Source organism: Glycomyces buryatensis (assembly GCF_004912275.1).
Lineage (GTDB): Bacteria > Actinomycetota > Actinomycetes > Mycobacteriales > Micromonosporaceae > Glycomyces > Glycomyces buryatensis.
Map to the genome: position 1 here is coordinate 1 of NZ_STGY01000008.1, position 26295 is coordinate 26295.

At 68.8% G+C, this 26295-nt stretch carries 22 protein-coding genes; 8 read left to right on the forward strand and 14 right to left on the reverse strand.

Annotation, left to right across the window (positions count from 1 at the left end):
- Positions 1-816: 816 nt before the first annotated feature.
- The 3 genes from FAB82_RS03055 to FAB82_RS03065 form a co-directional block, all read right to left on the reverse strand.
- On the reverse strand, positions 817-2151 hold the full coding sequence (locus tag FAB82_RS03055) for an ABC transporter substrate-binding protein (RefSeq protein WP_136533076.1): 1335 nt from the start codon (positions 2149-2151) through the stop codon (positions 817-819).
- A gap of 627 nt (positions 2152-2778) precedes the next feature.
- On the reverse strand, positions 2779-4536 hold the full coding sequence (locus tag FAB82_RS03060) for an ABC transporter ATP-binding protein (protein WP_136533077.1): 1758 nt from the start codon (positions 4534-4536) through the stop codon (positions 2779-2781).
- 212 nt (positions 4537-4748) lie between these two features.
- The gene (locus tag FAB82_RS03065) at positions 4749-6626 is read right to left on the reverse strand and encodes a CASTOR/POLLUX-related putative ion channel (RefSeq protein WP_136533078.1); all 1878 of its coding nucleotides are present in this window, start codon (positions 6624-6626) and stop codon (positions 4749-4751) included.
- A 217-nt stretch (positions 6627-6843) separates the two neighbouring features.
- Here FAB82_RS03065 and FAB82_RS03070 point away from each other — a divergent pair, with 217 nt between their 5' ends.
- The gene (locus FAB82_RS03070) at positions 6844-7872 is read left to right on the forward strand and encodes a LacI family DNA-binding transcriptional regulator (RefSeq protein WP_136533079.1); all 1029 of its coding nucleotides are present in this window, start codon (positions 6844-6846) and stop codon (positions 7870-7872) included.
- Positions 7873-8001: 129 nt separating this feature from the next.
- Here the strand turns inward: FAB82_RS03070 and FAB82_RS28305 are convergent, their stop codons facing one another.
- From FAB82_RS28305 to FAB82_RS03090, 5 genes are all read right to left on the reverse strand, one after another.
- Entirely contained in the window at positions 8002-8124 is a 123-nt protein-coding gene (locus FAB82_RS28305) for a hypothetical protein (protein ID WP_281276842.1), read from the reverse strand.
- A gap of 550 nt (positions 8125-8674) precedes the next feature.
- Positions 8675-9880: a methyltransferase, FxLD system gene (gene fxlM / locus FAB82_RS03075; RefSeq protein ID WP_168801393.1), complete on the reverse strand. Its 1206-nt coding sequence runs from the start codon at positions 9878-9880 to the stop codon at positions 8675-8677.
- 45 nt (positions 9881-9925) lie between these two features.
- The gene (locus FAB82_RS03080; protein WP_136533081.1) at positions 9926-10822 is read right to left on the reverse strand and encodes a hypothetical protein; all 897 of its coding nucleotides are present in this window, start codon (positions 10820-10822) and stop codon (positions 9926-9928) included.
- Between the two features lie 54 nt (positions 10823-10876).
- Complete coding sequence (locus tag FAB82_RS03085; RefSeq protein WP_136533082.1) at positions 10877-12103, reverse strand: sulfotransferase family protein; 1227 nt, start codon at positions 12101-12103, stop codon at positions 10877-10879.
- A gap of 105 nt (positions 12104-12208) precedes the next feature.
- Positions 12209-13432, reverse strand: coding sequence for a sulfotransferase family protein (locus tag FAB82_RS03090; RefSeq protein ID WP_136533083.1), 1224 nt, complete (start codon positions 13430-13432; stop codon positions 12209-12211).
- 115 nt (positions 13433-13547) lie between these two features.
- Here FAB82_RS03090 and FAB82_RS03095 point away from each other — a divergent pair, with 115 nt between their 5' ends.
- The gene (locus FAB82_RS03095) at positions 13548-14273 is read left to right on the forward strand and encodes a VOC family protein (RefSeq protein WP_136533084.1); all 726 of its coding nucleotides are present in this window, start codon (positions 13548-13550) and stop codon (positions 14271-14273) included.
- Positions 14274-14327: 54 nt separating this feature from the next.
- Here FAB82_RS03095 and FAB82_RS03100 read toward each other — a convergent pair whose 3' ends face one another.
- Together FAB82_RS03100 and FAB82_RS03105 are read right to left on the reverse strand one after the other, a co-directional pair.
- Positions 14328-15140: a class I SAM-dependent methyltransferase gene (locus tag FAB82_RS03100; protein WP_136533085.1), complete on the reverse strand. Its 813-nt coding sequence runs from the start codon at positions 15138-15140 to the stop codon at positions 14328-14330.
- A gap of 50 nt (positions 15141-15190) precedes the next feature.
- Entirely contained in the window at positions 15191-15802 is a 612-nt protein-coding gene (locus tag FAB82_RS03105) for a LysE family translocator (protein WP_136533086.1), read from the reverse strand.
- Between the two features lie 371 nt (positions 15803-16173).
- Here FAB82_RS03105 and FAB82_RS03110 point away from each other — a divergent pair, with 371 nt between their 5' ends.
- Positions 16174-17124 carry a DMT family transporter gene (locus FAB82_RS03110; RefSeq protein WP_136533087.1) on the forward strand — a complete coding sequence of 317 codons (951 nt, stop codon included), beginning with the start codon at positions 16174-16176 and terminating at the stop codon, positions 17122-17124.
- Here the strand turns inward: FAB82_RS03110 and FAB82_RS03115 are convergent.
- Complete coding sequence (locus tag FAB82_RS03115) at positions 17121-18371, reverse strand: MFS transporter (RefSeq protein ID WP_136533088.1); 1251 nt, start codon at positions 18369-18371, stop codon at positions 17121-17123. The two genes, FAB82_RS03110 and FAB82_RS03115, sit on opposite strands and share 4 nt — an antisense overlap.
- A 408-nt stretch (positions 18372-18779) precedes the next feature.
- Here FAB82_RS03115 and FAB82_RS03120 point away from each other — a divergent pair, with 408 nt between their 5' ends.
- Positions 18780-19694, forward strand: coding sequence for a cation diffusion facilitator family transporter (locus tag FAB82_RS03120; protein ID WP_136533089.1), 915 nt, complete (start codon positions 18780-18782; stop codon positions 19692-19694).
- 58 nt (positions 19695-19752) lie between these two features.
- On the opposite strand, the gene FAB82_RS03125 is transcribed toward FAB82_RS03120, so the two are convergent.
- Positions 19753-20010 (reverse strand): helix-turn-helix domain-containing protein, encoded by a 258-nt coding sequence (locus tag FAB82_RS03125; RefSeq protein WP_136533090.1) that lies wholly within the window; start codon positions 20008-20010, stop codon positions 19753-19755.
- A gap of 443 nt (positions 20011-20453) precedes the next feature.
- Here FAB82_RS03125 and FAB82_RS03130 point away from each other — a divergent pair, with 443 nt between their 5' ends.
- On the forward strand, positions 20454-21767 hold the full coding sequence (locus FAB82_RS03130) for a phytase (protein ID WP_211116344.1): 1314 nt from the start codon (positions 20454-20456) through the stop codon (positions 21765-21767).
- A gap of 55 nt (positions 21768-21822) precedes the next feature.
- On the opposite strand, the gene FAB82_RS03135 is transcribed toward FAB82_RS03130, so the two are convergent.
- Positions 21823-22161: an ArsR/SmtB family transcription factor gene (locus FAB82_RS03135; protein WP_136533092.1), complete on the reverse strand. Its 339-nt coding sequence runs from the start codon at positions 22159-22161 to the stop codon at positions 21823-21825.
- Positions 22162-22263: 102 nt separating this feature from the next.
- Between FAB82_RS03135 and FAB82_RS03140 the strand changes: the two genes are divergently transcribed.
- Both FAB82_RS03140 and FAB82_RS03145 read left to right on the forward strand, forming a co-directional pair.
- Positions 22264-23262: a zinc-dependent alcohol dehydrogenase family protein gene (locus tag FAB82_RS03140; protein ID WP_136533093.1), complete on the forward strand. Its 999-nt coding sequence runs from the start codon at positions 22264-22266 to the stop codon at positions 23260-23262.
- 60 nt (positions 23263-23322) lie between these two features.
- Positions 23323-23865 carry a hypothetical protein gene (locus FAB82_RS03145; RefSeq protein ID WP_136533094.1) on the forward strand — a complete coding sequence of 181 codons (543 nt, stop codon included), beginning with the start codon at positions 23323-23325 and terminating at the stop codon, positions 23863-23865.
- Between the two features lie 56 nt (positions 23866-23921).
- Here the strand turns inward: FAB82_RS03145 and FAB82_RS03150 are convergent, their stop codons facing one another.
- Positions 23922-25208 (reverse strand): helix-turn-helix transcriptional regulator, encoded by a 1287-nt coding sequence (locus FAB82_RS03150; protein ID WP_136533095.1) that lies wholly within the window; start codon positions 25206-25208, stop codon positions 23922-23924.
- A gap of 162 nt (positions 25209-25370) precedes the next feature.
- Here FAB82_RS03150 and FAB82_RS03155 point away from each other — a divergent pair.
- Positions 25371-26295, forward strand: a 925-nt coding sequence (locus FAB82_RS03155; RefSeq protein WP_211116345.1) for an NADP-dependent oxidoreductase, incomplete at its 3' end; no start/stop codon positions are given.

Here is a 26295-nt window from a genome sequence, read left to right on the forward strand (position 1 = left end):
CAACGCCGACCATAGCGGGAGTCATGCGCTACCAGGCATAGCAGCGAAGCAGCGTCCTGTCAGTGACAGGGGGCGGTGAGCGGTGCCTGGCCTACAGGCGAGGCATGCCCTCCAAGGAATGACCCGCGGAGCGTGCCGGACCTGCATGCGAGAGGCGCCCTCCACGGACATACCCGCGGAGCGTGCCAGACCAAGGACAGGTGGGGCCTCCCAAGCGGAGCCTGCCTGCACACCAGACGGGTACGGGACAGAGGCCCCGGGGCAGAGACCACGGGCACCGGGAGCACCGGGCACCTGGGTAGCGCACGCCCCGCCGATACGACGAGGCACCCACGGCACCAACGGCAGCAACCGGAAGGAGGTGACAACGACATGAACGACCAGGCCTTGACTACGCCATGCGCGGGCCCCTACCGAGGGCGCCGCACGAGCAGCCCAGCGACGAACACCACCAGCACAGGCACCGGCCTCAGGGCAGTTCGGGCGGCCCGGGCCACCGGCACCGGCCGCGCGGGAAGCTGGACGGCGGAACCCACCAGTCCCCGCCGCGCCAGCGCGGGAAGCCGGACGGTGAAGACCACCGGCCCCGCCCGCACCTCCCACCAGCCCCGCCCCAGCGCACCCCGGCCCGGCCCTGGCAGACCCGGCTCCGGCAACGCACCCCGGCCGACCCTCCCCGTCCCTCCGTCGCTGCACGCCCGAACATCAAGGCAAGCGCCACCCCGCTCCGGCAGACCACCCGAACGGTCCTCCTCGGCCCTCCGTCGCAGAGTGCGGCCCGGGGAGGGTTCCCCGGGCCGCACTCGCCGAGCAGCGTTATTCGACGACGTCGATGCCGCGTTCCTTCAGATCGTTCACGGTCCACTCCTGCATGTGCGGGGCGATGTCGGCGAACTTCAGCTCACCGGCCATGGCCTTGCCCCACTGGTCGGCCAGCTCCTCGTACATCGAGGTCGAGTTCGGGCCGTAGATCCAGTCGTCGGCGAACGTCCCGGCGCCCAAGATCACCTCGACCGCGTCGGCGGCGTTCTCGCCGAGCAGGTCGGCGGGCACCACGGCCTCCAGGTAGGGCTCGGTGTCGGCCACGGCCGGGTACCAGCCGGATCCGTCGACCGGCGAGGCCATGATGGTCACCGACTTCTCGTCGGTGTTCAGCCAGACGGCGGCCTCCACGGCCCGCTCCGCGTGCTCCGACAGCGCGCCCACCATCAGGCCCTCGGTGTCGGCGGCCGAGATCGGCTCGCCGCCCATCACCCCGAGGTTGGGGGCCAGCGCCCACTGCCCCAGGGTGGCGTCCATATTGGCCTGGTGGCCGGCGAGCTGCCAGGTGGAGGTCTGGCGCAGCACGATATTGCCCTGGTCGTACTCCTGCATCATGGCGGCGTAGTCGGCGTAGGAGATCTTCTCGACCAGGTCGTTGTCGAACAGCTGCTGGATGATGTCGGCGGTGTAGGCGCTCTCCTCGGAGTCGATGGAGATCTTCCAGGCATCGCCCTCGACCTGATACCAGCGGGCCCCGGCCTGCCAGGCCATGTACATCCAGGTCGAGGGGTCCTCTCCGGCGAAGTTGAAGATGTAGCGGCCGTCCTTCTTCAGCTCCTTGCCGGTCTCGATGACCTCTTCCCAGCTCGTCGGCACCGCGAGCCCCGCTTCCTCGAAGGCGGGTTGCCACACCATGACGAAGTTGGCATTGCGCATGTTCGGGACGGCGTAGACGATGTCGCCGATCGACATGGCCGTGATCGCCGAGGGGTCGAGCAGTTCGGCGTGGGGCTCGAGCATCGAGCCGATGTCGAGGATCTGCTGCTGGGCGAGCAGTTCGCCGCCCTTGCGATTCCCGGCGTGGAACAGGTCGGGCGACCCGTCCGGGTCGCCGGCCTCGACGGCCTGGTTCACCTGGTTGACCATGTCGTCGGCGGGCACTTCGACGTATTCGATCTGGATGTCGTCGACGTCGTGGGCCTCGTTGAAGGCCGCGACGGCCTCCTCCATGCCGGCCTTGTCGCTCCAGAGCTTGAGCTTGACGGGGCCGGAGTCGCCGGACTCGCCGTCGTCGCTGCCGCAGGCGGCCAGGAGCGGGACGGCGGCGGCCCCGGCGATCCCGGCCATGGCGAGGGTGCGGCGCCGCATTCCACTGGTGTTGCCGTTCATTGCTTCCTTCTTTCCTAAAGGGGTTTGGGGTTCGGATCGGGACGGCGGCTCGGCGCGGTGCGGGAACGCCGAGCGCGGTGGTCCGGGGCGGAGCGGGGATGCGCTCCGCGCGGGTCCGCCCGCGCAACTGTGGCACTGGACGGGGCACTGCGGAAGGCCGCCCTCCCGGCGGTGGCAGCCACCCCGGCTTGCACCACCACGACCATCGGTACGGTCACCGGGAGGACGGCCTTCCAGCTCATCCCGTCGGGGCCGGTGCCGGCATGCGGCAGACACGCACCGGACTCAGGAGGGGTCCTGAATCGCGATGGAACCGGTTTCTACCCACGGACACAAATGAGGGTACTCGCACGGGCAATACCTCCTTGTATGGCCTCGATAAGCACGTGGAACCGCTTACTTACCGTATCTTGGCGCAATATCGCCCGGCGGTCAAGTATCGAAACTTTCGACGTCCTAAATATCTACGGATGGGTGGCGTTGCGCCGCACGTCGAAGGGGCCGCCATGCTCTCGCATGACGACCCCTCGATGGGTGATCGCAGATTGGGCCGAACCTGCGGACCTCCCCGATCGGCGACCACCTATCTGAGCCGCACCTCGGCGGCTCGGACTTTCCTTGGCGTCCTTACTCGGCGGCGAGGAGTTGGGAGGTGGCCAGGTCCCGGTAGAGCTCGTCGATCTCCACGAGTTCCTCGTGGGTGCCGACCGCTCGCACCTTCCCGGCGTCCATCACCACGATCTGGTCGGCGCTGGTCACCGTCGACAACCGGTGCGCCACGACCAGAACGTTGGTCTGCTCCGCCGCATCGAGCATGACCTGCTTGAGCGCGGCCTCGTTCGTCGCGTCGAGTTGCGATGTGGCCTCGTCCAGCAGCAGCAGCCTGGGCTTGCGCAGCAGGGCCCGCGCGATCGCCACGCGCTGGCGCTCGCCGCCCGAGAGCGTGGTGCCCCGGTAGCCGATCGCCGATTCGAGGCCGTCGGGGAGCTTGCCGACCAGCTCGGTCAGCCTGGCCTGCTTGAGGACCGTCTCGATGTCCTCGTCCCTCGCGTCGGGCGCGGCCATCACCAGGTTCTCGCGCAGCGTCCCGTCCAGGACCGGCGCGTCCTGCTCGACGTAGCCGATCATGCCGCGCAGCTCGGTCAGCGGCCATTCGCGGACTTCGCGGCCGTCGACGGTCACGGAACCGCCGGTGATCGGATAGAACCGTTCGATCAGCGAGAACACCGTCGTCTTGCCCGCGCCCGAGGGACCGACGAACGCGGTCAGGCCCCGTCCGGCGGAGGTGAAGGTGACGCCGTGGTGGACGTACGGGAGGTCCTCGGCGTAGCGGAACGTCACGTCCTCGAACGTGACCCGGGCGGGGCCGCTGCCCGTGGGGACGAGCGTGGCCTCGGCGGGCTTCTCGGCGTCGAGAACCGCCACGTCCTCGACCCGCTGCACCGCGGCCAGGCCGGTCTGGAGCTGCGAGAGCGATGCGACCAGGCCGTTGACCGGGCCCATCAGGTAGAACAGGAGCAGCAGGAAGCCGACGAGGGTGCTGACGTCCATGGTGCCGTCGGCGACGCGGGCGCCGCCGACGCCGAGCACCATCAGGAAGGCGACGTTGATCGGCAGCCAGGCGGCGACCCCGGCCAGGCCCTCCCACAGGGACGCGGTGACGCCGCGGTCGCGGGCGACCGTCGCGGCGCCCTCGAGCCGGGCGATCTCGTGCGCTTCGGCGCTGGAGGCCTTGACGGTGCGGAAGGAGGAGAAGATCCGCTCCAGCAGGGAACTCATGTCCCCCAACGCCTTCTGCGAATCGACGGTGGCGTTCTGGATGCGCGGCATGATGACCAGCATCATGACCGTCACCATCACGACCATCGCCATGGTGGTGCCGAACAGGACCAGGTCGAGCCAGGCCATCAGGGCGATGCCGCCGATGATCATGAAGCCGTCGGTGACACCGCCGATGACGGTGGTGCTGGCGACGGTCCGCAGCAGGTTCGTGTCGGAGCTGAGTCGAGAGACGAGGTCGCCGGGCTTGAGCCGGTCGACCTCGGACACCTCCAGGCGGACCAGCCGCCCGATGAGGTGCTTGCGCACGGTCAGGACGACGTCCTGCCCGGCGATCTGCATCAGGTAGGGGCCGAAGGCGCTCAGCGCGCCGCCGACGAGGACGACCGCGGCGAGCAGCATCAGCGGACGGGCCAGCGACTCGTCCGACGACAGGGTGTCGATGACGTCCATCGCGATGAGCGGCTGGATCAGGCCGGTGAGGCCGCCGGCGAAGGACAGGATGCCGCCGATGAGCAGCAGGCGCCAGTGGTGGCGGGCGTAGACCCACAATCGGGAGATCGGCGCCTTCACCGGCGCTTCGGGTGGTGGAGCGGTTTCCGACATTGGAGTTCCTTGCTGGACGGTCCCGCTGGGTGTCTGCGGGATGCGGACGACGCTACCCGCCCGGTGCGACATCGACATCGGCACAACGGCTGAACGGGGACTACGACCATGGTCGTAGTCCCCTGTCCGCAATGCCGCCCGGCGCCGCCGGAATCCGGGACCCGGCGTCCGCGGGTCCGGCTCGGTCCGGGTGGGGCCCGCGTCGCGCCGACTCAGTCCTCGGCGAGCACGATCACGCGGTCGCCCTGCTGCAACATGATCTGCTGGGCCTTGTCGGGATTGAGGACCACGCCGTAGGTCGGCGCCTGCTGCGCCTCGGCCACGCGCCGGTAGCCGATCGCCATTTCACCGCGCCGCCGCGCGCTCTCGGCGACGGTGTAGAAGTTGACCACCGCGCCCGGCCGCACGTAATACTCGCTGGGCTTGAGGTAGATCTCCGAGCCGTCGGGACTGAACAACTGCGCGAACACCTGCGACAGGTGCGGGTTCTCGGCGGTCTGGGTCAGCAGCAGGCTGATCAGCTTGTCGCTGACGATGAAGTCGTCAGCCTGGGTGACCTGCGCCAGCGTCCGGTTGCGGTCGTCGGCCATCTCGGAGACGACCTTGAAGCGGGTGCCGCCGCGCTGGGCCATGTCCCGCAGGTGCAGGAGCGTCACCAGCGTCTTCGAGTCGGCGATCTTCGCGGGCACGTCGTCGGAGCACAGCGCGATGATGTGGTTGTACGTCCCCGGCTTCAACGACTCCAGCAACCGCCGGTCGGTCGTGTCGTCCTGCTTGAAGTTCAGGCCCTGCACCCGCATCGTCGGCCCGATCCGGCGGATCGCGTCGGACGCTTCGGGGTGGTCGGTGACCACATCGGTGATCGAGCCCGGCGCGACGTACTGATCCAGCTGCTCCAGGATCATGCTGGAGCGGGCGTTCCAACCGAGGATCAGCGTCCGCTCCGAGCGGTTCCCGGCATCACCGCGGGCGACGATGGCGCTCTCTTCGATCGCCGGACGCGCGGAGTCGAGGACGATCGTGGAGTCGTCGGCGGCGAGCAGGATGAGCTTGTCGCCGGGGTTGACCACGGTGTTCGACGGCGGGTTGATGATGCAGGCGCCCTCCCGGGACAGCACCCCCATCAGCGCCGACGTCCGGTAGGAGTGCATGGCCTGCCCGACCGGGCGGCCCACCAGCGCCGGCTCCTCGACCATGTAGATCTCGTCGCCGCCGAAGTCGAGCAGGTCGGTGTAGACGACCGACAGCCCGGACTGGCGGCAGGTCTGAACCATCAAGCGCGCCATCAGGTCATTGGCGTCGACCACCTGGGCGAGGCGGCCCCCCGCGAGCCGCGCCGCCGGAAGGTTGCGGCTCTCGGAGACCGCGCCGACGACGTGGCAGCGCAGGTCGGTGCGCTCCCCGCCCTGGGTGACGGCGAGCAGACTGCGGATCAGCTGCGCGTCCTGGTCCTCGTCGGACGTCAGGACGATGATGCTCTTCGCCTGCTGCGGGTTGACGATCGCGACGTCGATCGGATCGGCCGGATCGCCGGTGCGGAAGACCACGCGCGTCGACTTGAGGTCGTCGATCTTGGTGCGGATGTCGTCTTCCATTTCGACCTTGTCGCGATCGGCCAGGACCGCGATGCAGGCGTCCTTCTCGCTTTCGTTGGCCTCCACCAATTCCGATATGATGATGAACACCTGATCCGACCATCCGAGAATTACGGTGTGGTCCTTCTCGACTACGAGTGAGCGGCCCTTTCGCAGGTCCTCGAGTTTCGCATCCAGACCGGTGGTGAGCACACCGACGAGCGAGGAGAGGATCACGAGGCCGCCAATGGTGGTGGCGAACATGACCACCATGAACGGAAGGCCCACTTCGGAGTCGCCGGTGATGGTGCCCGCGTCCAGGATGTGGATGAATGCCATCCACAGGTTGGAACCGATTCCCTCGGAATTCTCATCCACGAAGATCAGCAGCAGCGCGCCGATAGCGGTGAGAGCCAATGTGATTACCGTCAGCCACCCGATGAGCGCTTTGGTGCCTTTCGACATGGTGTTGTCGAACCAATAGCGCATCCGCTGCTTGAACGTGGGATCGGACATCGGGGAATTCCTTTCTCGGGGGCAGTGCGAGTGGGCGAGGGGGACGGGGCCCGGACCATTAATACATCGGTGCGTCCACTGCGACTGGTGCGAACGGGACGGTCACTCGGCGTGAACCGCGGCGGCCTTATCGGCGCGTTCGCATCGATGCACCATAGCCGGTCGGTCCGAGGGGCGACTAATCTAGGCGAGCGGGAGACGACAAAAGGGGGCCGCGGTGACCGGACACGTGCGTTCGCCGGTGAAGCTGGCGATCATCGCGCGCGAGGTCGGCGTCTCGGTCTCCACCGTCTCCAAGGTGATCAACGGCCGCGCCGACGTCGCCGCCGCCACCCGCGCCCGCGTGCGCGAGGCCCTGGCGAGGCACGCCTACCCGCTGGAGCCGTCGCGGACGAGGGACGCGAAGGTGGGTTCGGCGCTGCTCGACGTCGTCATCCACGAACTCGACTCGGCGTGGGCGGCGACGATACTCACCGAGGTCGAGCGTGCGGCGGCCGCGCAGGGCCTGAACATCGTGGTGAGCACGGTGCAGACCGAGCTGCCGACGCCGGTGCCGCCGCGGCGCTGGCTCGACCAGGTCGCGGCGCGCGGGGCGTGCGGGGTGCTCGGCATCCTGGTGGACCTGACGCGGGCGCAGGTGGATTACCTGACGGACGCGGCGATCCCGTGTGTGGTGATCGATCCGGCCGTGCGGCTCGATCCGCCGGTGACGACGGTGCACCTGAGCAATCACCACTCGCAGTACCGGCTCATCGAGCATCTGATCTCATTGGGGCATCGGGATATCGCGGTGGTGAGCGGCAATCCGCTCTCGCTGCCGGCGCAGGAGCGCCTGGAGGGGTTCCGGGCGGCCATGGCCGATGCGGGGCTGGCGGTGCGACCGGAGTGGTGCCGGGAGGGCGGGTTCAGCCGGACCGGCTCGCACGAGGCGATGACCGAGTTGATGGCGCTGGAAGAACGCCCGACGGCGGTGGCGTTCGCCTCGGACAAGGGGGCGCTGGGCGGACTGGCGGCGGCGAACCGCCTGGGGCTCAAGGTCCCCGAGGACGTGTCGATCACCGGCTTCGACGACATCCCCGACGCGAAGACCGCGATGCCGCCGCTCACGACCGTTCGCCAACCGGTGCGAGAGCTGGTCGAGGAGGCGATCCGCAGGATCACGGCCGAGGATTCGGGCGGCCGCATCGTGTGCGAGGCCGAACCGGTGATCCGCGCGAGCACGGCCCCGCCGACGACCCCGTCCTGACGGAACCCCGCAAGGCGATCTCCAACCGTAGGATTGCTCCTAACGAGACAGCCCCCTTGGAGATCCCATGCTGCCCAATAAGCCCCCATCACGACCACGCCCTCCCGCCGTCACGGTGGCGGCATGGACTCAGCTGCTCACCGCGCTCATCCTGGTGGTCACGGCCGCCACCGGATTCGCGGTCAAGGCCGTGCTCGAAGAGGAGATCATCAGCGGGATGGTGATCGATCCCGAGTCCCCCGCATCGGGCATGGCCGCCGACCGCCTTCGTGACCTGCTGCTGCTCGTGTTCATCACCCAAGCCGTCATCAACCTGCTTGCCGCGGGCTTCTATCTCGCCCTCGGGTTGTCCAACTTGAGGGGGTCGCGGACTGGACGGATCCGCAGCTGGGTCCTCTCGGGCATCGGCCTGCTCTGCTGCGGGCTCGGCGGCCTGATCAACTGGATCAGCCGGTTCACGATAATGGCCAGTGGCACTGAATCAGATACCGAGTCGTTCCGAGACGCGATACCCGCTTGGCTGAACGTGATCGACTGGATTTCGGTCCTCCTTTTCAGTGTCGGCTCACTGCTGATCATCATCCTGCTGGCGCTGCCCGCTTCGAACGAATACTTCAGCAAGGACCCAACGGAATCGCCGTACGCGCCCCGCGACTGGTATCCGGCACGGCTCGCACGAGAGGCGGCCGGCCGCAATGACCGGCACGGCTGCGAACCCACTCCCGAATGTCGCAACCACACGGCATCGTTGAGAACGGGGGTGCCCCCGTGCGACACGCCCGGCCGCACAACGACTCTCGCCTTACGACGCGACCCGGATCGCCAGTCGGCTGTGCCGCTTCGCGACCACGAAGCGTCCCTCCACCGTCGGCCCCACCCCGGCCCGATAGGCCGAGATCTGGAGCCGGACGCCATCCCGGCATTCCCGGTCCCACACCGCGACCTGCTCGGCCACCTGTTTCGCCAGCGCCTCCCCGCCCGGGCCGTGCCCGCGCACCCCGACCTCGGTGCCGCCGCCGACCCGGCGGCACGCCACGTACGCCAGATCCGGACCGCTCACCACCGCCGGATTCGCCCACCGCATCAACAGCCGCAGCGCCCCGTGGTCGCCGAACGGCGCGCTCATCCGCCCGTATCCGGGGAACGCGCAGGCCAGCCACAGCGACAGCTGCGAGACGTCCGCCCCGGGCGAGATCCGGACCCCCGTCCACACCGTGGAGCCCCGGCTGTCGAGCGCGCCGCGCACGCCGCCCGCCTCGACCTCCCGATCGGCATGGAAGTTGATCGCCCGCGTCTGCGACAGCTCCACGGTCTGCCCGCGATGGCGCCCCAGCCCGCGCATCGGCAGGAAGCCGCAGCACACAATGGAGTGGCTGCGCATGACCCCGCCCCGATAGTCGAACGCGATCGAGTGCTCCGAACTGCGGATCTGTAGCGGCGCAACCAATCGCCCGCCCTCGGCCAGCTGATCCCACCAGGCCGGAGGCAGGTCCCACGCGCCGACCGTCACGATGATCCGGTCGTAGGGAGCGGCCTCGGCGTAACCCAGTTCGCCGTCGCCCACGATGGTGCGCACGCGTTCGCAACCGACCGAGTCGAGGGCCCGGCGGGCCCGCGCGACGATGTCGGGGTCGAGGTCGACGGTGGTGACGGACCCTTCCGGGCCCACCAGGGTGTCGAGCAGCGCGGCGTTGTACCCGGTCCCGGCTCCGATCTCCAGGACCCGGTGTCCGGGCCGGACGTCGAGCTGTTCGAGCATCTCGGCGACGATCGCGGGTTGCGAGGCCGACGACACCGGATCGCCCTCGCTGTCGCGCTTGGTCACATAGACGTCGTCGGCGTACGCGATGCGCAGCGGGGCCTCGGGGAGGAAGCGGTGCCGGGGCACGGCGAGCATGGCGTCCTGGACCGCCTCGGTCTTGATCGCGCCGCCGATGCGCAGCTTGCCGACCAGACGCGTCCGGAGCTGGTGCGCCTCGTTACCTGAAGTATCCGCATGCTCACCCACATCCCCAAGCCTACTGCCGGGTCGGATGCTCCGCCTCATCCAATTTCAGTCGCCGGCGTGGCCACACCGGGAGTCGAGCATGTCGAGGAGCCGTTGCCGCTGCTCATCGCTCACCGGAATGGGCGCGGGCAGCGGGTCGGAGCCGTCAATGGACAGCCAGATTTTGAAGGCGAAGGGCTGCTTGGCGTCCCCCACCGCGTGGCCCTCGCAGCGGTGGGCGTCGAAGCCGACCCTGACGACCGGTCCGCTCAGGTCCGCGGCGACGACCTCGAACAGCACGCTGCCGCGCACCTCGTCGGCCGCGACGTCGACGCCGGGCCCGGGGGTCACGGTGAGGTCGGCGGCGAGCGTCCCGTCCGGTTCCTCCTGCAACTCCCCCAGTTCGACGCTGACCGACGCCGCCACCAGGGCGGCACCGCAGGCCTCCCGCAGCAGCCGGTCGAGCGTGCCGTTCGGGTGGGGCAGCGGCGCGGTGACGCGGTGCGGGGCGCCGTCCTCGGTCTCGACATCGAGCACGACCTGGGAGGGCGCCGTGGTCGAGTCGAGCCCGTCGGGGCACCGGGCCTCGCCGTAGTCGATCATCAGATCCCGGGGATTGACGCTCGGCGGCACATTCGCGTCGGTCTCCTGGATCCCCAACGGCGCGAACGACTCGCTGACGAGGTCGACGCCGAGGACCCGGACCGGGGCGTCGCCGTGATTGGTGACGGCGATGGACACGACGCCCGGTTCGCTGAAGGAGCGCCGGATCTCGGCGGTGGCGGTCAGATCGGGAACGGCGGACGGGGCCGCCTCCGCCTGGTCGGCCTGGTCGGCCTCGCCCGAGCGGTCGGCACCGTCCCGGCCGCCGAGCAGGCCACCCGCGAGGGCGGCCGCGACGGCGGCCAGGACGAAGCCGCTCACGATCCAGGCCCGCATCCAGCGCATGACCCAGTCTCGCACCGGAATCGGTGCCGGGGGAAGCCCCGGACCGCCCCGCGATGCCCCGGAGCGGCGTTACCGGCGGCGTCTGGCGATGGCGGGCAGGTTGTTGACCAGGCCTGGGTAATCGCCGAAGGCCCGCTCGATTCCGGCCTGAGTGAGGCCGTACCGCGAGAGCGTGTACTCGTGCTTGCGCCGCTGCGTCGGCAGGTCGATCAGGTACTGCAGGTTCTCGGCTTCGGGCCTCCCCCAGGGGAGGTCGAGCCGGTCGAACAGGCGCGGCACCTGGTTGGCGGAGTCCCCGGCCAGGTGCGGGTAGCCGACGTCGACGACGTTCTCCTGTCGCAGCCGCACCCGGGCCTCGCGGGCCCCGCCGATGGCCTCGGTGAGCATCGACAGGCAGGTCTCGCCGAGCTCGTGCGGGTCGAAGCGGCGCTGGTAGATCGACCAGCCGACCTCGATGAGCGAACAGTAGGAGCCCATGACCGACACCGGGTCGCGGTGCGTCCACACCACCTTGACGTCCGGGAAGGTCTTGACCAGGGTTTCGAGCGACCACAGGTGGCAGGGACTCTTGAGGACCCAGCGCTTGCGTTCCTGTCCGTACTGGAGGATCTGCAGCGCCTGCTTGAAATAGCGGTAGTCCTCGGTGTAGTCCCGCTCGGCGGCCCACCGGCGGTACTCGTGCAGCGGGCCGGTGACGTGCCACAGGAAGCTGTGGAACGGCAGCAGGAAGACGCACTCCTCGGGGAGCAGCGCGTCCATCTTGTGGATGTCGGGGAACACCGGGATGGCCCGGTCCAGACTCTTGACGACCTTCTGGGCCTCCGCGATGCAGCGCCGCTTGACGGCCTCGTCGGCGTCCCCGGGTACGGTGTTGAACAGCTCCCACAGCAGCGGCGCCCGATTGCCCTCGGGCCCCGAGATGAGGTTGTGCGCCAAGGTGGTCGCGGTGCGCGGCAGCCCGGTGACGACGATGGGGGCCACGATGGGCTCGTCCTCGATCTGCGGGCGATCGGCGATGGCGCGCGCGACCCGCATCCGATTGGTGATGCGCCGCTGCACGTCGCTGAAGATCGCCGTCCAACCCAGGAACGAGACGTTCTGCTCGTTCGCGTAGCAGGTCAGGGCGAAACGACACTCCTCTATGTACTCCCGGTGCCGGTCGGCCGAGTCACCGGTGATCCGTTCGGCGGCCCGGACCATCTTGTCGATCGCCGCGTCGACCTTGCGGCGGCGGCCGAGTACGGCGGGCGCGAACAGGTTGTTGATGGTCTTCACGGTGAGGGTCGCGTGTCCCACGCGGGCACTCCTATTGTTGGGCGACAGGCCAATCGAGGAGATCGGAGAATGCACGAAGCATATTCGCGCATCCTTCCGAAATCAATGCTTCCAGTAACGAGAGCGTCAGTGGCGCTTGGCGAGCGCCGGCAGGTTGTTGACGAGACTGGGGTAATCGCCGAAGGCCTCTTCGACCTCGGCCTGGCTCAGGCCGTACCGCGAGAGCGTGTACTCGTGCTTGCGCCGCTTGGTCGGCAGGTCGATCAGGTACTGGAGGTTGTCGGCCTCGGCCTGCCCCCAAGGGAGTCCGAGCCGGTCGAACAGGCGCGGCACCTGCATGGCCGGGTCCCCGGCCAGGTGCGGGTAGCCGACGTCGATGAGGTTCTCCTGACGCAGCGTCAACCGGATCTCGCGGGCGTCCGCGATGCTCTCGGTCAGCATCGCCAAGCTGAGTGCGCCGATCTGGGCCGGGTCGTAACGGCGCTGGTAGACCGACCAGCTCGCCTCCATGAGCGAGCAGAACGAGCCCATGACGGTCACCGGGTCGCGGTGGGTCCACACCACCCTCGCGTCCGGGAACGCGTCGATCAGGGCCCGCAGTGACCACAGGTGGCCGGGGCTCTTGAGGACCCAGCGCCGGGACTCGGACTTGTGCTGGAGGATCTGCAGCGTCTGCTTGAGATAGCGGTAGTCGTCGCTGTAGTCGCGCCCCTCGCACCACTCCCTGAACTCGTGCAGCGGGCCGCACAGATTCCACAGCAGACTGTGGAACGGCATCAGGAAGATGCACTCCTCGGGCAGTTCCGGGGCCATCTTGTGGATGTCGGGGAAGGTCGGGACGGCCTGCTCCAGGCCGTCGGTGAACTTCTTGGCGTCGGCGATGCCCGCCTCCTTCGCGGCCTCGTCGGCATCGCCGGGGAGGGTGGTGAGCAGCTCCCACAGCAGCGGCGCCCGGTTGGCGGCGGGACCGGCGAGCAGGTTGTGCGCCAAGGTGGTCGCGGTGCGCGGCAGTCCCGTCACGACGATGGGCTCCCGGATGACCTCGCGTTCGATCTCGGGACGCTCGGCGATGGTGCGGGCCACGCGCATCCGGTTGGTGATGCGCCGCTCGATGTCCATGAGGATCGCCGACCAGCCGACGAACGAGACGTACCGCCCGTTGGCATAGCTGCCCAGCAGGATCCGGTAGCCCTCGATGAGGTCGCGGTGGTCATCGGCCGAACCGCCGGTGGCCCTCTCCGCGGAGGCGACGATCTTGTCGATTGAGGAATCGACGCGCCCGCGGCGGCCGATGACCGCGGGGGCGAAAAGTGTATTAAGAGCCGTCACGGTGAACGTCGTGCGTCCCAAGGGGATTCTCCTTCAAGGTGGGGACTTGGGGGGATCGGAGAACTCCCGAAGCATAAGCGCAGGCCGCACCGAAATCAATGGTTTCGTTCCATGCCACGTGGATACACTCCGGACTATGGCAGCGCGATGGGTGACGGCGTTCTGGGACTTTCCATCAGCCGGCTTCGAGGCCGGCATCGACTTCTGGCTCCAGGCGAGCGGCACGACCCTGTCACCGCGCCGGGGACCGGACGGCGAATTCGCCACCCTGGTCCCGCCGGACGGCGACGCGCACCTACGGGTCCAGCGCGTCCAGTCGGGCCCGGGCGGCAACCACCTCGACCTGCACGTGGACGACGTCGAACTCGATGCGGCCCGAGCGGTCGCCTTGGGCGCCAACGTCCTCCACCGGGAACCGGGCCTGATCGTCCTCCGCTCCCCCGGCGGCCTGCCGCTCTGCCTCGATACCTACAAGGGCGAATCCCGCATCCCCGCGGCCCGAACCTGGCCCGGCGGCGCCGGCAGCCGAGTCGACACCTACTGCGTGGACATCCCGCCGGACCGCTACGAATCCGAAACCCACTTCTGGTCCACGCTCACCGACTGGGCCCTGAAACCCGGTTACGGGCCCGAATTCCTGCACCTCGATCGACCGGTGGACCTGCCGGTGAGGATCATCTTCCAGCTCCTGGCGGACCCCGCGCCCCACGACCCGGTCAGGTCCCACCTCGACCTCACCGCGACCGACATCGACGCGGTGTCCGAGCAGCACCGGCTCCTAGGCGCCAACCCCAAGGGCCGCTTCGAACGCTGGCAGGTCATGGAGGACCCGGCGGGCATCACCTACTGCATCACCGATTAGCGGGGCGGACGGGAAGGACCTCTACCCGCCCGCGATCTCACCGCTCGCACCCTGTCAATCGGAAACCGCGGCGACCGTCAGCAGGTGGTTGCTGGCCCCGAGCAGTGAAGGCTCGGTCTCGATGATGCGCAGTCCGTCCATGAGCTGGTCGCGGAGCTCATCGATGTCGATGAGCGCCTCGAGCTGGGGAATATAGCCGGGGAAGCCCTGGACCGCGTACTGGGTGTGGGACCCCATGCCCGCCTTGGCGAACTCGTCGGCGACCTCACCGGGGTGGTGCAGGTAGGCGGTGGTGAAGATGTCCTGGTCGTGGTAGCGCAGGTCGCCCTCCCGAAGGACGCGGAGGCTCTCCTCGGCGGACAGGGTGTGGATGGTCTTCTCCGAGTTCCACATCAGCCAGTCGCACCATCCGGCCGTGCGGTTGATCGTCGCCGCCGCGACGACCCCGCCGCTTCTGGTGCAGCGCTTCGCCTCCGCCAGCGCGCGAACCCGCTGCTCGGCCTCCATCAGGTGGTAGAGGGGACCCATGAGCAGGACGGCGTCGAAGCTGTCGTCCTCGAACGGGAGCTCGCGGGCGTCGCCCACCAGCGCGGTGACGCCGGGAAGCTTCGCGGCCTCGGCGACCTGGCTTTCGACGGGGTCGAGGAGGGTCACGGCGTGGCCGTCGGCGGCCAGCCATTCGGAGTGGACGCCGGTCGCGCCGCCGACGTCGAGCACGTCGACGCCGTCGCCGGGAAGGACGCGGCGCAGGATGTCCTGCATCCGCGTGAACTCGAAACGCCCGCGCGCCTTGGCCTTGAGGCGCTCGCGTTCGCCGCCGCGCTCGTAGTAGGTCTCGATGTCCGCATCCAACTGCCACTCGCTCATGCGAACGATGGTCGTCTATGGATGCGGTTTCCGCCAACTGATTTCGGGCTTCAGGTGGAGGCCACCCGCAGCCCCAGGGCCACCATGACGGCACCGGTGGCGCCGTTGATCCAGGCGCGGACCTTGGGGCGGTTGAGGTAGCGGCGGGCCAGTCCGATCAGGTTGGCCAGCAGCAGGAACCACAGGCCGGTGATTACGGTGCCCAGGATCGCGAGCTCGCCGATGTGCGTCCAGTGGCCGCCCAGAAACTGGGGCATGAGGGCCGTGAAGAACACAGCGGCCTTGGGGTTGAGCACGTTGCACAGGAGGCCGGAGCGGAACGCCGCCCATCTGCTCATGCCCTGGTCGGGGAGGATCTCCTCGACGGCCTTGTGACGATCCTTGAGGGCGCCCCGGATGGAGCGGACGCCGAGGTAGACGAGGTAGGCCGCGCCCGCGATCTTGACGACGGTGAACGCGACCGCGGAGGCCGCCAGCAGCGCGGCCAGACCGACGGAGGTGGCGACGATCCAGACGCTGACGCCGAGGGCGATGCCGATGGCCGTCCACATCCCGGTCGCCCGGCCGCCAAGCATGGTGTTGCGCACCATCATCGCGAAGTCGGGGCCGGGTGCGATGCAGGCGAGCAGGACGGCTCCCCCGAACACCAGGAACATGGTCATCGGCGCATCACTCCCCCTAGGTCTGTCCCGTGAACTGGCCGGAATGCCCAATGGTCGCACTTCCGGCTTGCGGCGGCCACCGCCGTTCCGGCGAGTGAGAGCGGGCCTGGCGCGGCGGGGCGGTGTCGAAAAGTGGCCGGGCGTCCGGCCCGAGACGGCGTCGCCGGCCCGACTTCGCCGCGTTCCGCCTCTGGCATACCGGCCGCGCGGCCAGTATGGTTGCCCCATGCGTTCCAGTGGTCAACTCTCCCCGCCCGTCGCCTAGGGCGGGCATTTCTTCTCGCTGACGCGCCGGGCCAGGCCCGGTGCGCGTCCGTGTTGCGCCCGCAGACGAGAGCCGTTTTCCGCTTCGTGTTTCTGAGGAACGCAACTTGACCACCACACTCGAATCCTCGGCGCGCCCGCGCGCCCTCCAAAGGGCCGCCGCACGCCGCGGCCTGCTCTTCCTGACCGTCACCGGCCTGGCCTGGGGCACCACCGGCGCCGTCTCCGACCTCGTCTACCGCTCCAGCGACATGGGCCCGATCGCCCTGTCGTTCTGGCGCCACCTCGGCGGCATGGCGCTGCTACTGGTCGCCATCGCCTTCCTCCGCTCCCGACGTCGCCGCCCCGCAGCCGCGGCCAAGGGCGGCCTGCCACGGGTGGTCGTCCTGGGATGCATCGGCGTCGCAATGGCGGTGTTCCAGACGGCCTACTTCGCCGCCGTCGAATCGACCGGCGTCGCGGTCGCCACCATCGTCACGCTCGGATCGGGGCCGATCCTGACCGCCATCGGCGGCCGGATCTTCCTCGGTGAGCGCGTCGGCCTCGGCGGGGCCGGGGCGATCGCGGGAGCCCTGGTCGGACTGACCGTCCTGGTCGTCGGCAACGGAGCCGGGGTCGCCAGCCCCGCGGGGGTCGCGCTCTCCGTGCTGTCCGCCTCCGGCTATGCGGTGTTCACGCTGCTGGGCCGCCACGCGGGCGGGGCCGGCGAGGACCCGTTCACGCTGACGGTGTGGGCGTTCGGGATCGGCGCGGCCGTGCTGGTCGTCCCGGCCGCGTTCGAGGGCCTGATTCCGCCGACGGATCAGCTCGCGCACGTCGCACTGCTGATCGGCTATCTGGCGGTGTTCACCACCGCGCTGGCCTACCCGTTCTATTTCGCGGGGACGGCCAGGGTGCGGGCGACGACCGCCGCGGTGATGATGCTGCTGGAACCGGCCACGGCGGCGGTTCTGGCGGTGTCGCTGCTCGGCGAGCCGCTGACGGTCGCCACGGCGGCCGGAGCGCTGGTCATGCTCGCGTCGATCGCGTGCCTGGCCGCGGCCGAGTCCCGCGCTTAAGCGGTGGCGGTCGCCGCGACCGTGCGGCCCCGGCGGCCGGCCACCAGCAGGGCGACGGGAATCAACAGCAGGGCGCCGATCCACAGCACGCCCGACGGGTCGCCCGCGTCGACGACGAGGCCTCCGGCGAACGAGCCGAACGCGATCGACAGGTTGAACATCATGGTGTTCAACGAGGTCGCGATCTCGGCCTCGCCGGGGGCCGCGTTCAGGTACCAGGTCTGGACGGCCGGGGAGACCAGGCCGTAGCCGATGCCCCACAGGACCAGGACGGCCCCGGCGGAGAAGGCGTCGCCGACGAGGAACGCCATCGCGGCCATTGCCAGGACCATCGCGGTGGCGAGCCCGATCAGGGTGGGCCGCAGGTGCTTGCCGATGAGCGAACCGGACGCGAACGTCGCGACGAGCGCGGCCGCGCCGAAGGCCAGCAGGAGCCCGCCGACCTGGCTTTCGCCGATGCCCTTGGACTGGAGGATCGGGCTGATGAAGGTGTAGGCGATGAAGTGGCCGGAGACGATGAGGAACGTCAGGGCCAGGCCGGTGCGCACGCCCTTGTTGCCCCGCACCAGTTTGGGGAGCGCGGAGAAGGAGACGGCCTGAGTCGGCGGCAGTTTCGGCACGAGCACCGCGATGGCGGCGAGGGCGAGGAGCGCCAGGCCGCCGAGTACGACGAGCGCGGCCCGCCAGCCGAACAGGTCGCCGAGGTAGGTGCCGGCGGGCACGCCGAGCACGGTGGCGGCGCCGATTCCGCCGTAGACGACGGCCGTCGCGCGCGGCACGTCCCGGGCCGGGACGAGGCGCAGGGCGATGCCGCCGGCGACGGACCAGAAGGCGCCGATCGAGAGCCCGACGAGGACCCGGGCGGCGAGCATGGGCTCGAAGCTGTCGACCATGGCGGCGCCGCAATTCGCCGCGGCCACGAGCAGCGCGAGGGCGAGGAGGACGAGGCGGCGGTCGACGCGGCCGAACAGGACCACGCTCAGCGGCGCGGTGACGGCGGCGACGAGACCGGGCACGGTGACCATGAGTCCGGCGGTGCCGGCGCTGACGCCGAGGTCGGCGCTGATGGGGGTGAGGAGGCCGACGGGCATGAGCTCGGAGGTCATGACGACGAAGACGCCGAGCGAGACGGCGGCGACGGCGAGCCACTGCTTGAGGGTGGCGCGCTCGGGTGCCGTCTCGACTGCGATGGAGGCAGGAGTGGCGGACGCGCCGGAAGTATTGGTGCGGTGTTCGAGGGTGCTCATTGAGCGGCGGACCTTTCAAAACCTGGTGAGCGGTTGGTTCTCGGCATGACCCCGGTGCGGGTCTTCATATGCCGGAACCGGTCCACCACTCGGTCCGCGCAGTGGCGTCGCGGGCGCCGGTCCATGCAGGGGCCAAGGCCCCTTCCGGAGCCGGTGGCCGGGCCGAGTCGAGCTCGTCCCTTGGCGGTGCACAGTGCCGTCGCCCTGTCCAGATACCCGCTGCAAAGCAGTGGGCCTGGGGCGTCGCCGCTGAGTCGATATTAGCATCACGCGCAACACGTTCGAAATGTCGAATGCATCTCACAGTCATGACACGCTCGACGTCCGGTCGAGTCGTCGTCGCGCCGTTTGCGCGGCCATGCCAGACTCGTTCTGCGTTACCCACCCCTGAGAGAGGACACGCAGCACATGTCAACAGAAGGCGGCACGAAGGCGATCGTCGCGGCGCTGATCGCGAACACCGGTATCGCGGTCAGCAAGTTCATCGCGGCCGGGATCACCGGCTCGGCGTCGATGCTGGCCGAGGGCGTCCACTCGGTGGCCGACGCGGCCAACCAGGTGCTCCTGCTGATCGGCGGGAAGCGGTCCCGCCGGGCCGCCAACGCGGCGCACCCGTTCGGTTTCGGACGCGAGCGCTACATCTACGCGTTCATCGTCTCGATCGTGCTCTTCAGCGTCGGCGGGGCGTACGCCCTGTACGAGGGCTACCACAAGCTGCTGGACCCGCACGAGGTGTCATCGCCGATGGTCGCGATCGTGGTCCTGGTGATCGCGATCGTGTTGGAGGCGTTCTCGCTGCGCACGGCGGTCAAGGAGTCGAACGCGGTCCGCGGTAAGCAGACCTGGGTGCAGTTCATCCGTCGCGCCAAGTCGCCGGAGCTGCCGGTGGTGCTGCTGGAGGACATCGGCGCGCTCGTCGGCCTGATCGCCGCACTGTTCGGCGTGGGCCTGACGATGATCACCCACGACCCGATCTTCGACGCCCTCGGCACGCTCGTCATCGGTGTCCTGCTGGTCTGCATCGCGATCGTGCTGGCCACCGAGATCCGCTCGATGCTCATCGGCGAGTCGGCCAGCGCGGAGGACATCGCCGCGATCGAGGCCGCGATCCGCGCCGAGGACGGCGACCTCATCCACATGAAGACGCTGCACATCGGCCCCGACGAGATCCTTCTGGCCGCGAAGATCGCTGTCACGGACTCCGAGTCGGGTGCGCAGATCGCCGCGGAGATCGACGCGACCGAGGAGCGCATCCGCGCCGCGGTCCCGACCGTGACGCAGATCTACCTCGAACCGGACATCAAGCTCGTCGCCGCGAAGTAGCGGCGGAATGCGTAAGGGGCCGGTGCCATTGGCACCGGCCCCTCGTCTTTCCCGCCGTCTATTCGGGCCGCTCGGATTCGGCGCCGAGCAGTTCCAGCAGCCGCAGTACCGGGACCCGGTAGCTGTGGCCGATTCGGAGGACCTGGACGGGGAAGTCGCCGTCCTTGGCCAGTCGGTACGCCACGGTCCGTCCGATCCCCAGGATCTGAGCGGCCGTTTCGACATTGGTCATCACGCCGAGCGATTTGACTCGCTCCACGCTCCAGACCTCGTCAAAGCCGACACTCGAAGGCCCCACCTTCGCATTCGGTGTCATGATCGTCCTTTCTCGCGGCCTGTGCCGACACGGGGTGCATCGGCGCGACGCCGCCGGATACCAGTCGACCTCACTTGGCATGGAAAAGTCCAGAGGATCTCCCGCGATTTCACCCGTTAGCGTGGCGGGACGGGCACTCAGCGTCCAGGCCGGTATTCGGCGGAGGTCTTGGAGGTCGCTTGACATCCGCTCCTCCCCGGAAGGAGAGGATTCCAGTGCTCACCGTGGTGGTGGGCGCCGAGGTTCACGGACGCTCGAACCCTGGCGGGTTGTCGTCCCTCCGGCACCGGTCGAAGACCGGGGGCGGGGTGTCCCGCCCTGTCCTGCAGCACGGTGAGAACGGTTCACGTTGAGCCGCAAGTCGAACGGGATTCATCTTCCGTTCAAGCTCTTCCCCGATGATCAGGACGCCCCCTTCGCAGACGAGACTTCCTGGAGGAACCTTGCGTCCACGACACATTGCGCTGACCGCACTCGGCGGCGTCGCCGTCATCGCGGGCATTTCGGCCGTTCCCGCCCTGGCCGACCATGCCGCCCCGGCACAGGACGATGGCGAGGCGGTCACGGCCACCCTCGAGACCCCGCCGCTGTTCGACGCGGACGATGCCGACGCCGACGACCCGGCGATCTGGATTCACCCGGAGGACGACGACGAAAGCCTCGTCATTACGACCGCCAAAGAAGCCGGCATGAATGTCTACGATCTCGACGGCGAGCTCGTCCAACACATTGAGCCGCGTCCCGCGCCGTCGGATGAGGACAATCCCGGTCGCTACAACAATGTCGACATCGTCACCGGCTTCGAACTGGGCGGCGAGGCGATCGATCTGGCCGTGGCCTCCGACCGCGGCATGGACACGCTGGGGCTGTGGACGATCGACCCCGATTCCGGGGAGCTGACCGACGTGTCCGATCCCGCCTCGGTGCCGATCTTCTCCGAGTCGCAGGAGGACATCAACGAGGCCCACACCGCGTACGGCCTGACCACCTGGGCCGACGACTCCGGCGCCTACGCACTGGTGAGCCGCAATGCCGAAACCCAAGTGGCGCTGCTGAAGCTGGTCGCCGGCGAGGACGGAATCGTCGGCTACGAAACGGTCCGCGTCCTGGAACTGCCCGGCGAGTTCACCCTCCCCGACGGCTCCTCGTGGGCGCCGTGCGCGGACCCTGGCGAGTACGCGCAGTTCGAGGGCATGGTCGTGGACGACGAGACCGGCATCGCTTATCTCGGCCAGGAGGACGTCGGCATCTGGCGCGTCGGCGCGGACCTCACCGGCGAGGCCGAGCTGGTCGACACCGCAGTCGAGTTCGGCCTCCCCGGCGAGTTCGACCCCGAAGAGGATGACTGCGTCTACGGCGAGAACCCGGGCGTCGGCGGCGACGTGCTCCACACCGACGTCGAGGGCCTGACCATTTACGAGGGCAAGAGCGAAAGCTTCCTGCTCGCCTCCAGCCAGGGCGACGACACCTTCGCCGTCTACTCCACTGACGAGGGCAATGAGTACCTCGGGTCGTTCGCGGTCGGCGATGGCGATGCGACCGACTCCACGCAGCAGAGCGACGGCGCCGATGTGGTCAGTACCGGACTCGGCGACTTCGAGGACGGCCTGCTGGTCGTCCAGGACGGCGACAACACCCCCGAGGGCAGCGACGAGTCCAGCACCAACTTCAAGTTCGTGGACTGGGAGGACGTGGTGAACGGCAGCGGCATCGGGGAGCTGGCCGCCGGCGGCCGACACTCGAACCACCACCGCTAGAACGCAAGCCAACGAACACGGCGGCCGCGATGCCCAAGGGCGTCGCGGCCGCCGCTCATCTGTCAGCGTTGAGTTCTCCCGGGACCCGCGCGGCCGAGACCGCCAGCGCGTCCAGCAATCCCGGAAAGACCTGGTCCACCTCATTGCGTCGCAAGGCGTTCATCCTCGCCGTCCCGACGTAGTACTGCCGGATCAGGCCGGCCTCGCGCAACACCTTGAAGTGGTGCGTCGCGGTCGACTTGCTCACCGAAATGTCGAAGCCGCCACACTTGATGTCCGCGCTCGAGGCATCGAGCTGCACCACAATGATCCGACGCACGGGGTCCACAATGGCCTCCAGCACTCGCTGGAGGTCGAACTCGCCCGGATCGGGGTGTGGTGGCGTACGTCCCATGTCCTCGATTGTACGACAGCCATCATAGTACGATCACCATCAAACTTCGATGCGGATCGAACCTCTCACAATTGGTTCGGCGCACGACTGGAGAGGTATGCCATGGCGAAGACGGTGCGGTTCCATGATCTCGGCGGACCTGAGGTGATGACCTTCGAGGAAGTCCCCCTCAGCGATCCCGGCCCCGGCGAGGTCAGTCTCCGAGTCGAGGCGATCGGAATCAATCGCGCCGAAGCCCTCTTCCGCAACGACACCTACATCGAATCGCCTCGACAACTGCCCTCGGGCCTCGGCTCAGAGGCCTCGGGCACCATCGAGGCCGTCGGCCCCGGCGTCACCGACTACGTTGCGGGCCAATCGGTCAGCGTCGTGCCGTCCTTTTCCCAGAACGACTACTCCATGTACGCCGAACGGGTCATCGCCCCGACCTCCGCGCTTGTGCCCCGCCCCGCGGGCATCAACCCGGTGACCGGCGCCGCGGCCTGGATGTCATACCTCACCGCCTATGGAGCCCTGGTCGACGTCGGCGGCATGCGGCCCGGCGACACGGTCGTCCTCAATGCCGCCTCCAGCAGCGTCGGCCTGGCCGTCATCCAGATCGCAGTCCGTTCCGGCGCCATCCCGATCGCCCTCACCCGCACTGAAGAGAAGGCCGATCGCCTCCGCGAGGCCGGCGCGGCCGCGGTCATCGTGACCGAAACCGACGACATCGCCGAGCGCGTCCTCACCCTGACCGAGGGCCGAGGCGCCCGATTCGTCTTCGACGCAGTCGCGGGTCCGGGCGTCACCGACCTGGCGAAGACCGTCGCCCCGAATGGGACCCACTTCCTCTACGGGGCCCTCAGCGGTCGGCCGACACCGTTCCCCGGCTTCGAACTCGGCATGCCCGCGCTGAATTTCCGCACTTTCACCATGCACGAGGTGAGCCGGGACCCGACCCGGATGAAGCGTGCGGCGGCCTACCTCAACTCGGGCCTGCTCTCGGGCGCGCTCCGTCCGGTCATCGACCGGGTCTTCGACTTCGAAGAGATCGTAAAAGCTCACCGTCACATGGAATCCGGAACCCAATTCGGCAAGATCGTCGCCACCGTGAAACACTGACGGAACCGTTGTCCGTCCGCCAATTCGGCTGGTAGGCACGGTCCCATTAGGCTCGGATCCATGGATATCGGCTGGCGCCAATGGATCCTCGGCCTCCTGACGGCCGTGGGAGTTGCCGCCGCACTCGCATTCCTGCAGCCCTTGCAGACGCACTGGATGGGAGTGTTCAACTGGGACACCACGTTCTGCGGATCTTCCGACGCCGGCGACGAGAAGTCCGTGATCAGCTCTTGGACCTCGATGTGGACGATCTCCGCCGTCATACTCGGAGCGCTCGCGGGTCAACGTGCGGCGAGCCGCCGGTCAACCGACGAACAACCGGACCTCACGCCGCAATTGCGAGTGGGGCTGCTCGCAGCGGCCGCCATCGGCAGCCTCACGATTGTCCCGGCCCTGCTCAGCCTGACCAGCGTAGCGATGGAAGCAGCCGCCGAGCAGGACTACCATTCCCCGTGCCTGACGGCGTCCGCCGCCGTACTGGTGGCGGCGCCCCCGCTGGCCGCGCTCGGCTCCTACGCGATCACGCGCAGCGCGCCGCGTGCCTTCCTTGCGACCATCTCGGTGTACCTGCTCATGTGCGTCAGCGTCTTGGAGTGGATGTAGAGCCCTCGCACCGAGAAGGTGGTGTGGCGCGCGGTCTCCCCGAACGAGCCGCCCGGCTATGCCTCACGGGCCATCGCCGCGGCCTCGCCCCGGTTGGCCGCGCCGAGCTTGCGGAGAATAGCGGCTACGTGGAACTTCACCGTCGACTCGCTGATGTGCAGGTCCTCGGCGATCGCCCGGTTGCGGCTGCCGCGGCTCAGGTGATCCATGACTTCCAGCTCGCGCGGATTCAGGTCCGCCAGCGGGTGTCTCTCAACGGTCGCGGTGGGCTCCAACGGCAGGGAGACCGTCGCCGTGGTCCCCCACCCCGGCACCGCGTCGATGACGAGTTCGCCGCCGATGCCGCGGAGCCGCTGCTCGATGCGGTGCACCGCCAGCGCGTCGGTCGTCAAGGTGCCCGGGCCGTCGTCGCGGACCGCCACGACGAGTGCGTCCTCGCGGACTTGCCAGCCGACATGGAGTCGTTGCAGCGCTTCCTGTCGCAGCATCGACAGCACTGTGGACCTCACCGCGAAGCGGGCGAAGTTCGCGGTATCGGTGGGGATCGGCCGGTTGGATTCGGGCGGGCGCAGGTCGAGACGGACCGGGCCGTGGCGAAGGAGCGTCCGCAGGTCGTCTGCCGCCTCGGCAAAGGCGGCGTCGGCGGATTGTTCGCTGACGGCGTGGTCGCGTTCGGCGTAGTTGCGCAGGTCGAGAAGGGCGGTGACGGCGAGGTCGACCGCGGTGCGGCGGGCCGTGGCGTCGTCGAGGCTATTGGAGCGGAGCGTGCGCAGTAGTCCGGTGAGGGCGGCGGTGTGGGAATCGGTGAGCTCGTCCACGACTCGGCCGCGTTCGCTGGCGGTGACCTGGGACTGGACGACCGCGCTCGGCTGGGGTTCGATCTGCGTGCGCAGGTAGAGGTTGGCGTTGCCGAGGTCGCTGATCTCCTGCACCATCGCGAGGATCTCCTCACCTGGCGGTGTCTCGGCGACATCGATGAGGACCAGCAGCGTGCCGTCGGCGCCCGGAGCCGCGGCGTCGACGGCGAGGATCTGCCGCTCCCGGCCGCCCATGACGGCCCGTCCGTGCCAGGGCCGGCCGGGTGTGGGGAGGCCGGCGAGGGCGGCAATTTCGACACTGGTGACCGCCTCGGCGATGGAAGGGTCGCCGGCGAGTTTGAGTGGCAGGGCTGGACAGTACCCGGTCAGATAGGCGGCGGCTCGGTGTTCGATCAGGTCCGACAGTGAGCGCGCCAGGGTCGAAAACCAGTCGCACAACGGCGTCTCGACCATCGCCCGGGCGGCGTTCAGCGCCCACCGGGTGTCGATGGTGGGGGTGGTCTGGGCTGTCGCAATGCTCGCCATGCCCTCAACTGTATTCCGGGCGGGGCCGCGGGCGACTATTCGTTCGGACAGGTAGGACTGGTCGAACGGCCAGCCGGGTCGGGACGGTTGCGGCGCAAGGCTGGAGGCCAACCGAATGAGTCCCGGCTCCCGGCCGGGCAGAACAGAGAGCAGATGAGAGCCATGTCCGAAGCAATCGCGTTCGACGCCTTTGGCGGTCCCGATGTCCTCCACCTCGCCGACGTCGACGTGCCCGAGCCCGGCCCGGGACAGGTGCGGATCGCGGTCAAGGCCGCCGGGATCAACCCGCTCGACTGGAAGATCCGCCACGGGTACATGGAGGCGATGTTCCCCGTCGAGTTCCCGCACGTGCCGGGCATTGAACTGTCCGGAGTGGTCGACGCCCTCGGCGCTGACGTGACCGGGCTCAAGGTCGGCGACGAGGTGTTCGGCGCGGGAGAGCGCGCCTACGCCGATCACGCGCTGGCCAGTGTGAACCGCCTGGCGCGCAAGCCGTCCGACCTGGACTGGGAGCGGGCCGCCGGCATTCAGGTCGCTGCCGAGTCGGCCCTGCGGGCCTTGGAGGAGCTGCGGCTCGGTCGCGGTGAGACGCTGCTCGTCACCGGTGCGGCCGGGGTGGTCGGCACGTTCGCGGTCCAGTTCGCGCTGGCACGCGGCGCCAAGGTGATCGGGGCGGCCCGCGCCACGCGCCGGGCCGAGCTCGAATCGCTTGGGGCCGCCGCGGTCACGCTGGACGAAGACTTGGCGGCGCGAACGAAGGTGGTCTCGCCGAAGGGGATCGACGCGGCCTTGGACCTGGTGGGCGGCGAGATGTCGCTGTCCGGTGCGGTCGCGGCCGCCGAAGGTGGCGAACGGGTCCTGAGCCTGGTCGACCCGCAGACCGCGCATGGCGTCGGTGCGCGTTTCTCCGGCGGCAGCCCCGAAGACGCGTTCACACGACCGGCACTCGACCAGGCACTCGCCCTGCATGCCAAGGGGGACCTGGCCTTGCGGGTCCACGCGGCCTACCCGCTGGCGAAGGCCGCGGAGGCGCACCGGGCGGGCGAGGCCGACAGCCTCACGGTAACGCTGCGGGAGCTACCCGACC

Bases quoted from the DNA above. Each gene is read 5' to 3' on its own strand.
- FAB82_RS03140 (WP_136533093.1), top strand. From the start codon at position 22,264: ATGGCGAAGACGGTGCGGTTCCATGATCTCGGCGGACCTGAGGTGATG.
- FAB82_RS03065 (WP_136533078.1), bottom strand. From the start codon at position 6,626: ATGTCCGATCCCACGTTCAAGCAGCGGATGCGCTATTGGTTCGACAAC.
- FAB82_RS03125 (WP_136533090.1), bottom strand. From the start codon at position 20,010: ATGACACCGAATGCGAAGGTGGGGCCTTCGAGTGTCGGCTTTGACGAG.
- FAB82_RS03095 (WP_136533084.1), top strand. From the start codon at position 13,548: ATGGCAGCGCGATGGGTGACGGCGTTCTGGGACTTTCCATCAGCCGGC.
- FAB82_RS03120 (WP_136533089.1), top strand. From the start codon at position 18,780: ATGTCAACAGAAGGCGGCACGAAGGCGATCGTCGCGGCGCTGATCGCG.
- FAB82_RS03145 (WP_136533094.1), top strand. From the start codon at position 23,323: ATGGATATCGGCTGGCGCCAATGGATCCTCGGCCTCCTGACGGCCGTG.
- FAB82_RS03055 (WP_136533076.1), bottom strand. From the start codon at position 2,151: ATGAACGGCAACACCAGTGGAATGCGGCGCCGCACCCTCGCCATGGCC.
- FAB82_RS28305 (WP_281276842.1), bottom strand. From the start codon at position 8,124: ATGCCCGATGCGGGGGACTCGGGATCGATCACCATCCCGCTGATGATC.
- FAB82_RS03115 (WP_136533088.1), bottom strand. From the start codon at position 18,371: ATGAGCACCCTCGAACACCGCACCAATACTTCCGGCGCGTCCGCCACT.
- FAB82_RS03135 (WP_136533092.1), bottom strand. From the start codon at position 22,161: ATGGGACGTACGCCACCACACCCCGATCCGGGCGAGTTCGACCTCCAG.
- FAB82_RS03100 (WP_136533085.1), bottom strand. From the start codon at position 15,140: ATGAGCGAGTGGCAGTTGGATGCGGACATCGAGACCTACTACGAGCGC.
- FAB82_RS03060 (WP_136533077.1), bottom strand. From the start codon at position 4,536: ATGTCGGAAACCGCTCCACCACCCGAAGCGCCGGTGAAGGCGCCGATC.
- FAB82_RS03150 (WP_136533095.1), bottom strand. From the start codon at position 25,208: ATGGCGAGCATTGCGACAGCCCAGACCACCCCCACCATCGACACCCGG.
- FAB82_RS03105 (WP_136533086.1), bottom strand. From the start codon at position 15,802: ATGACCATGTTCCTGGTGTTCGGGGGAGCCGTCCTGCTCGCCTGCATC.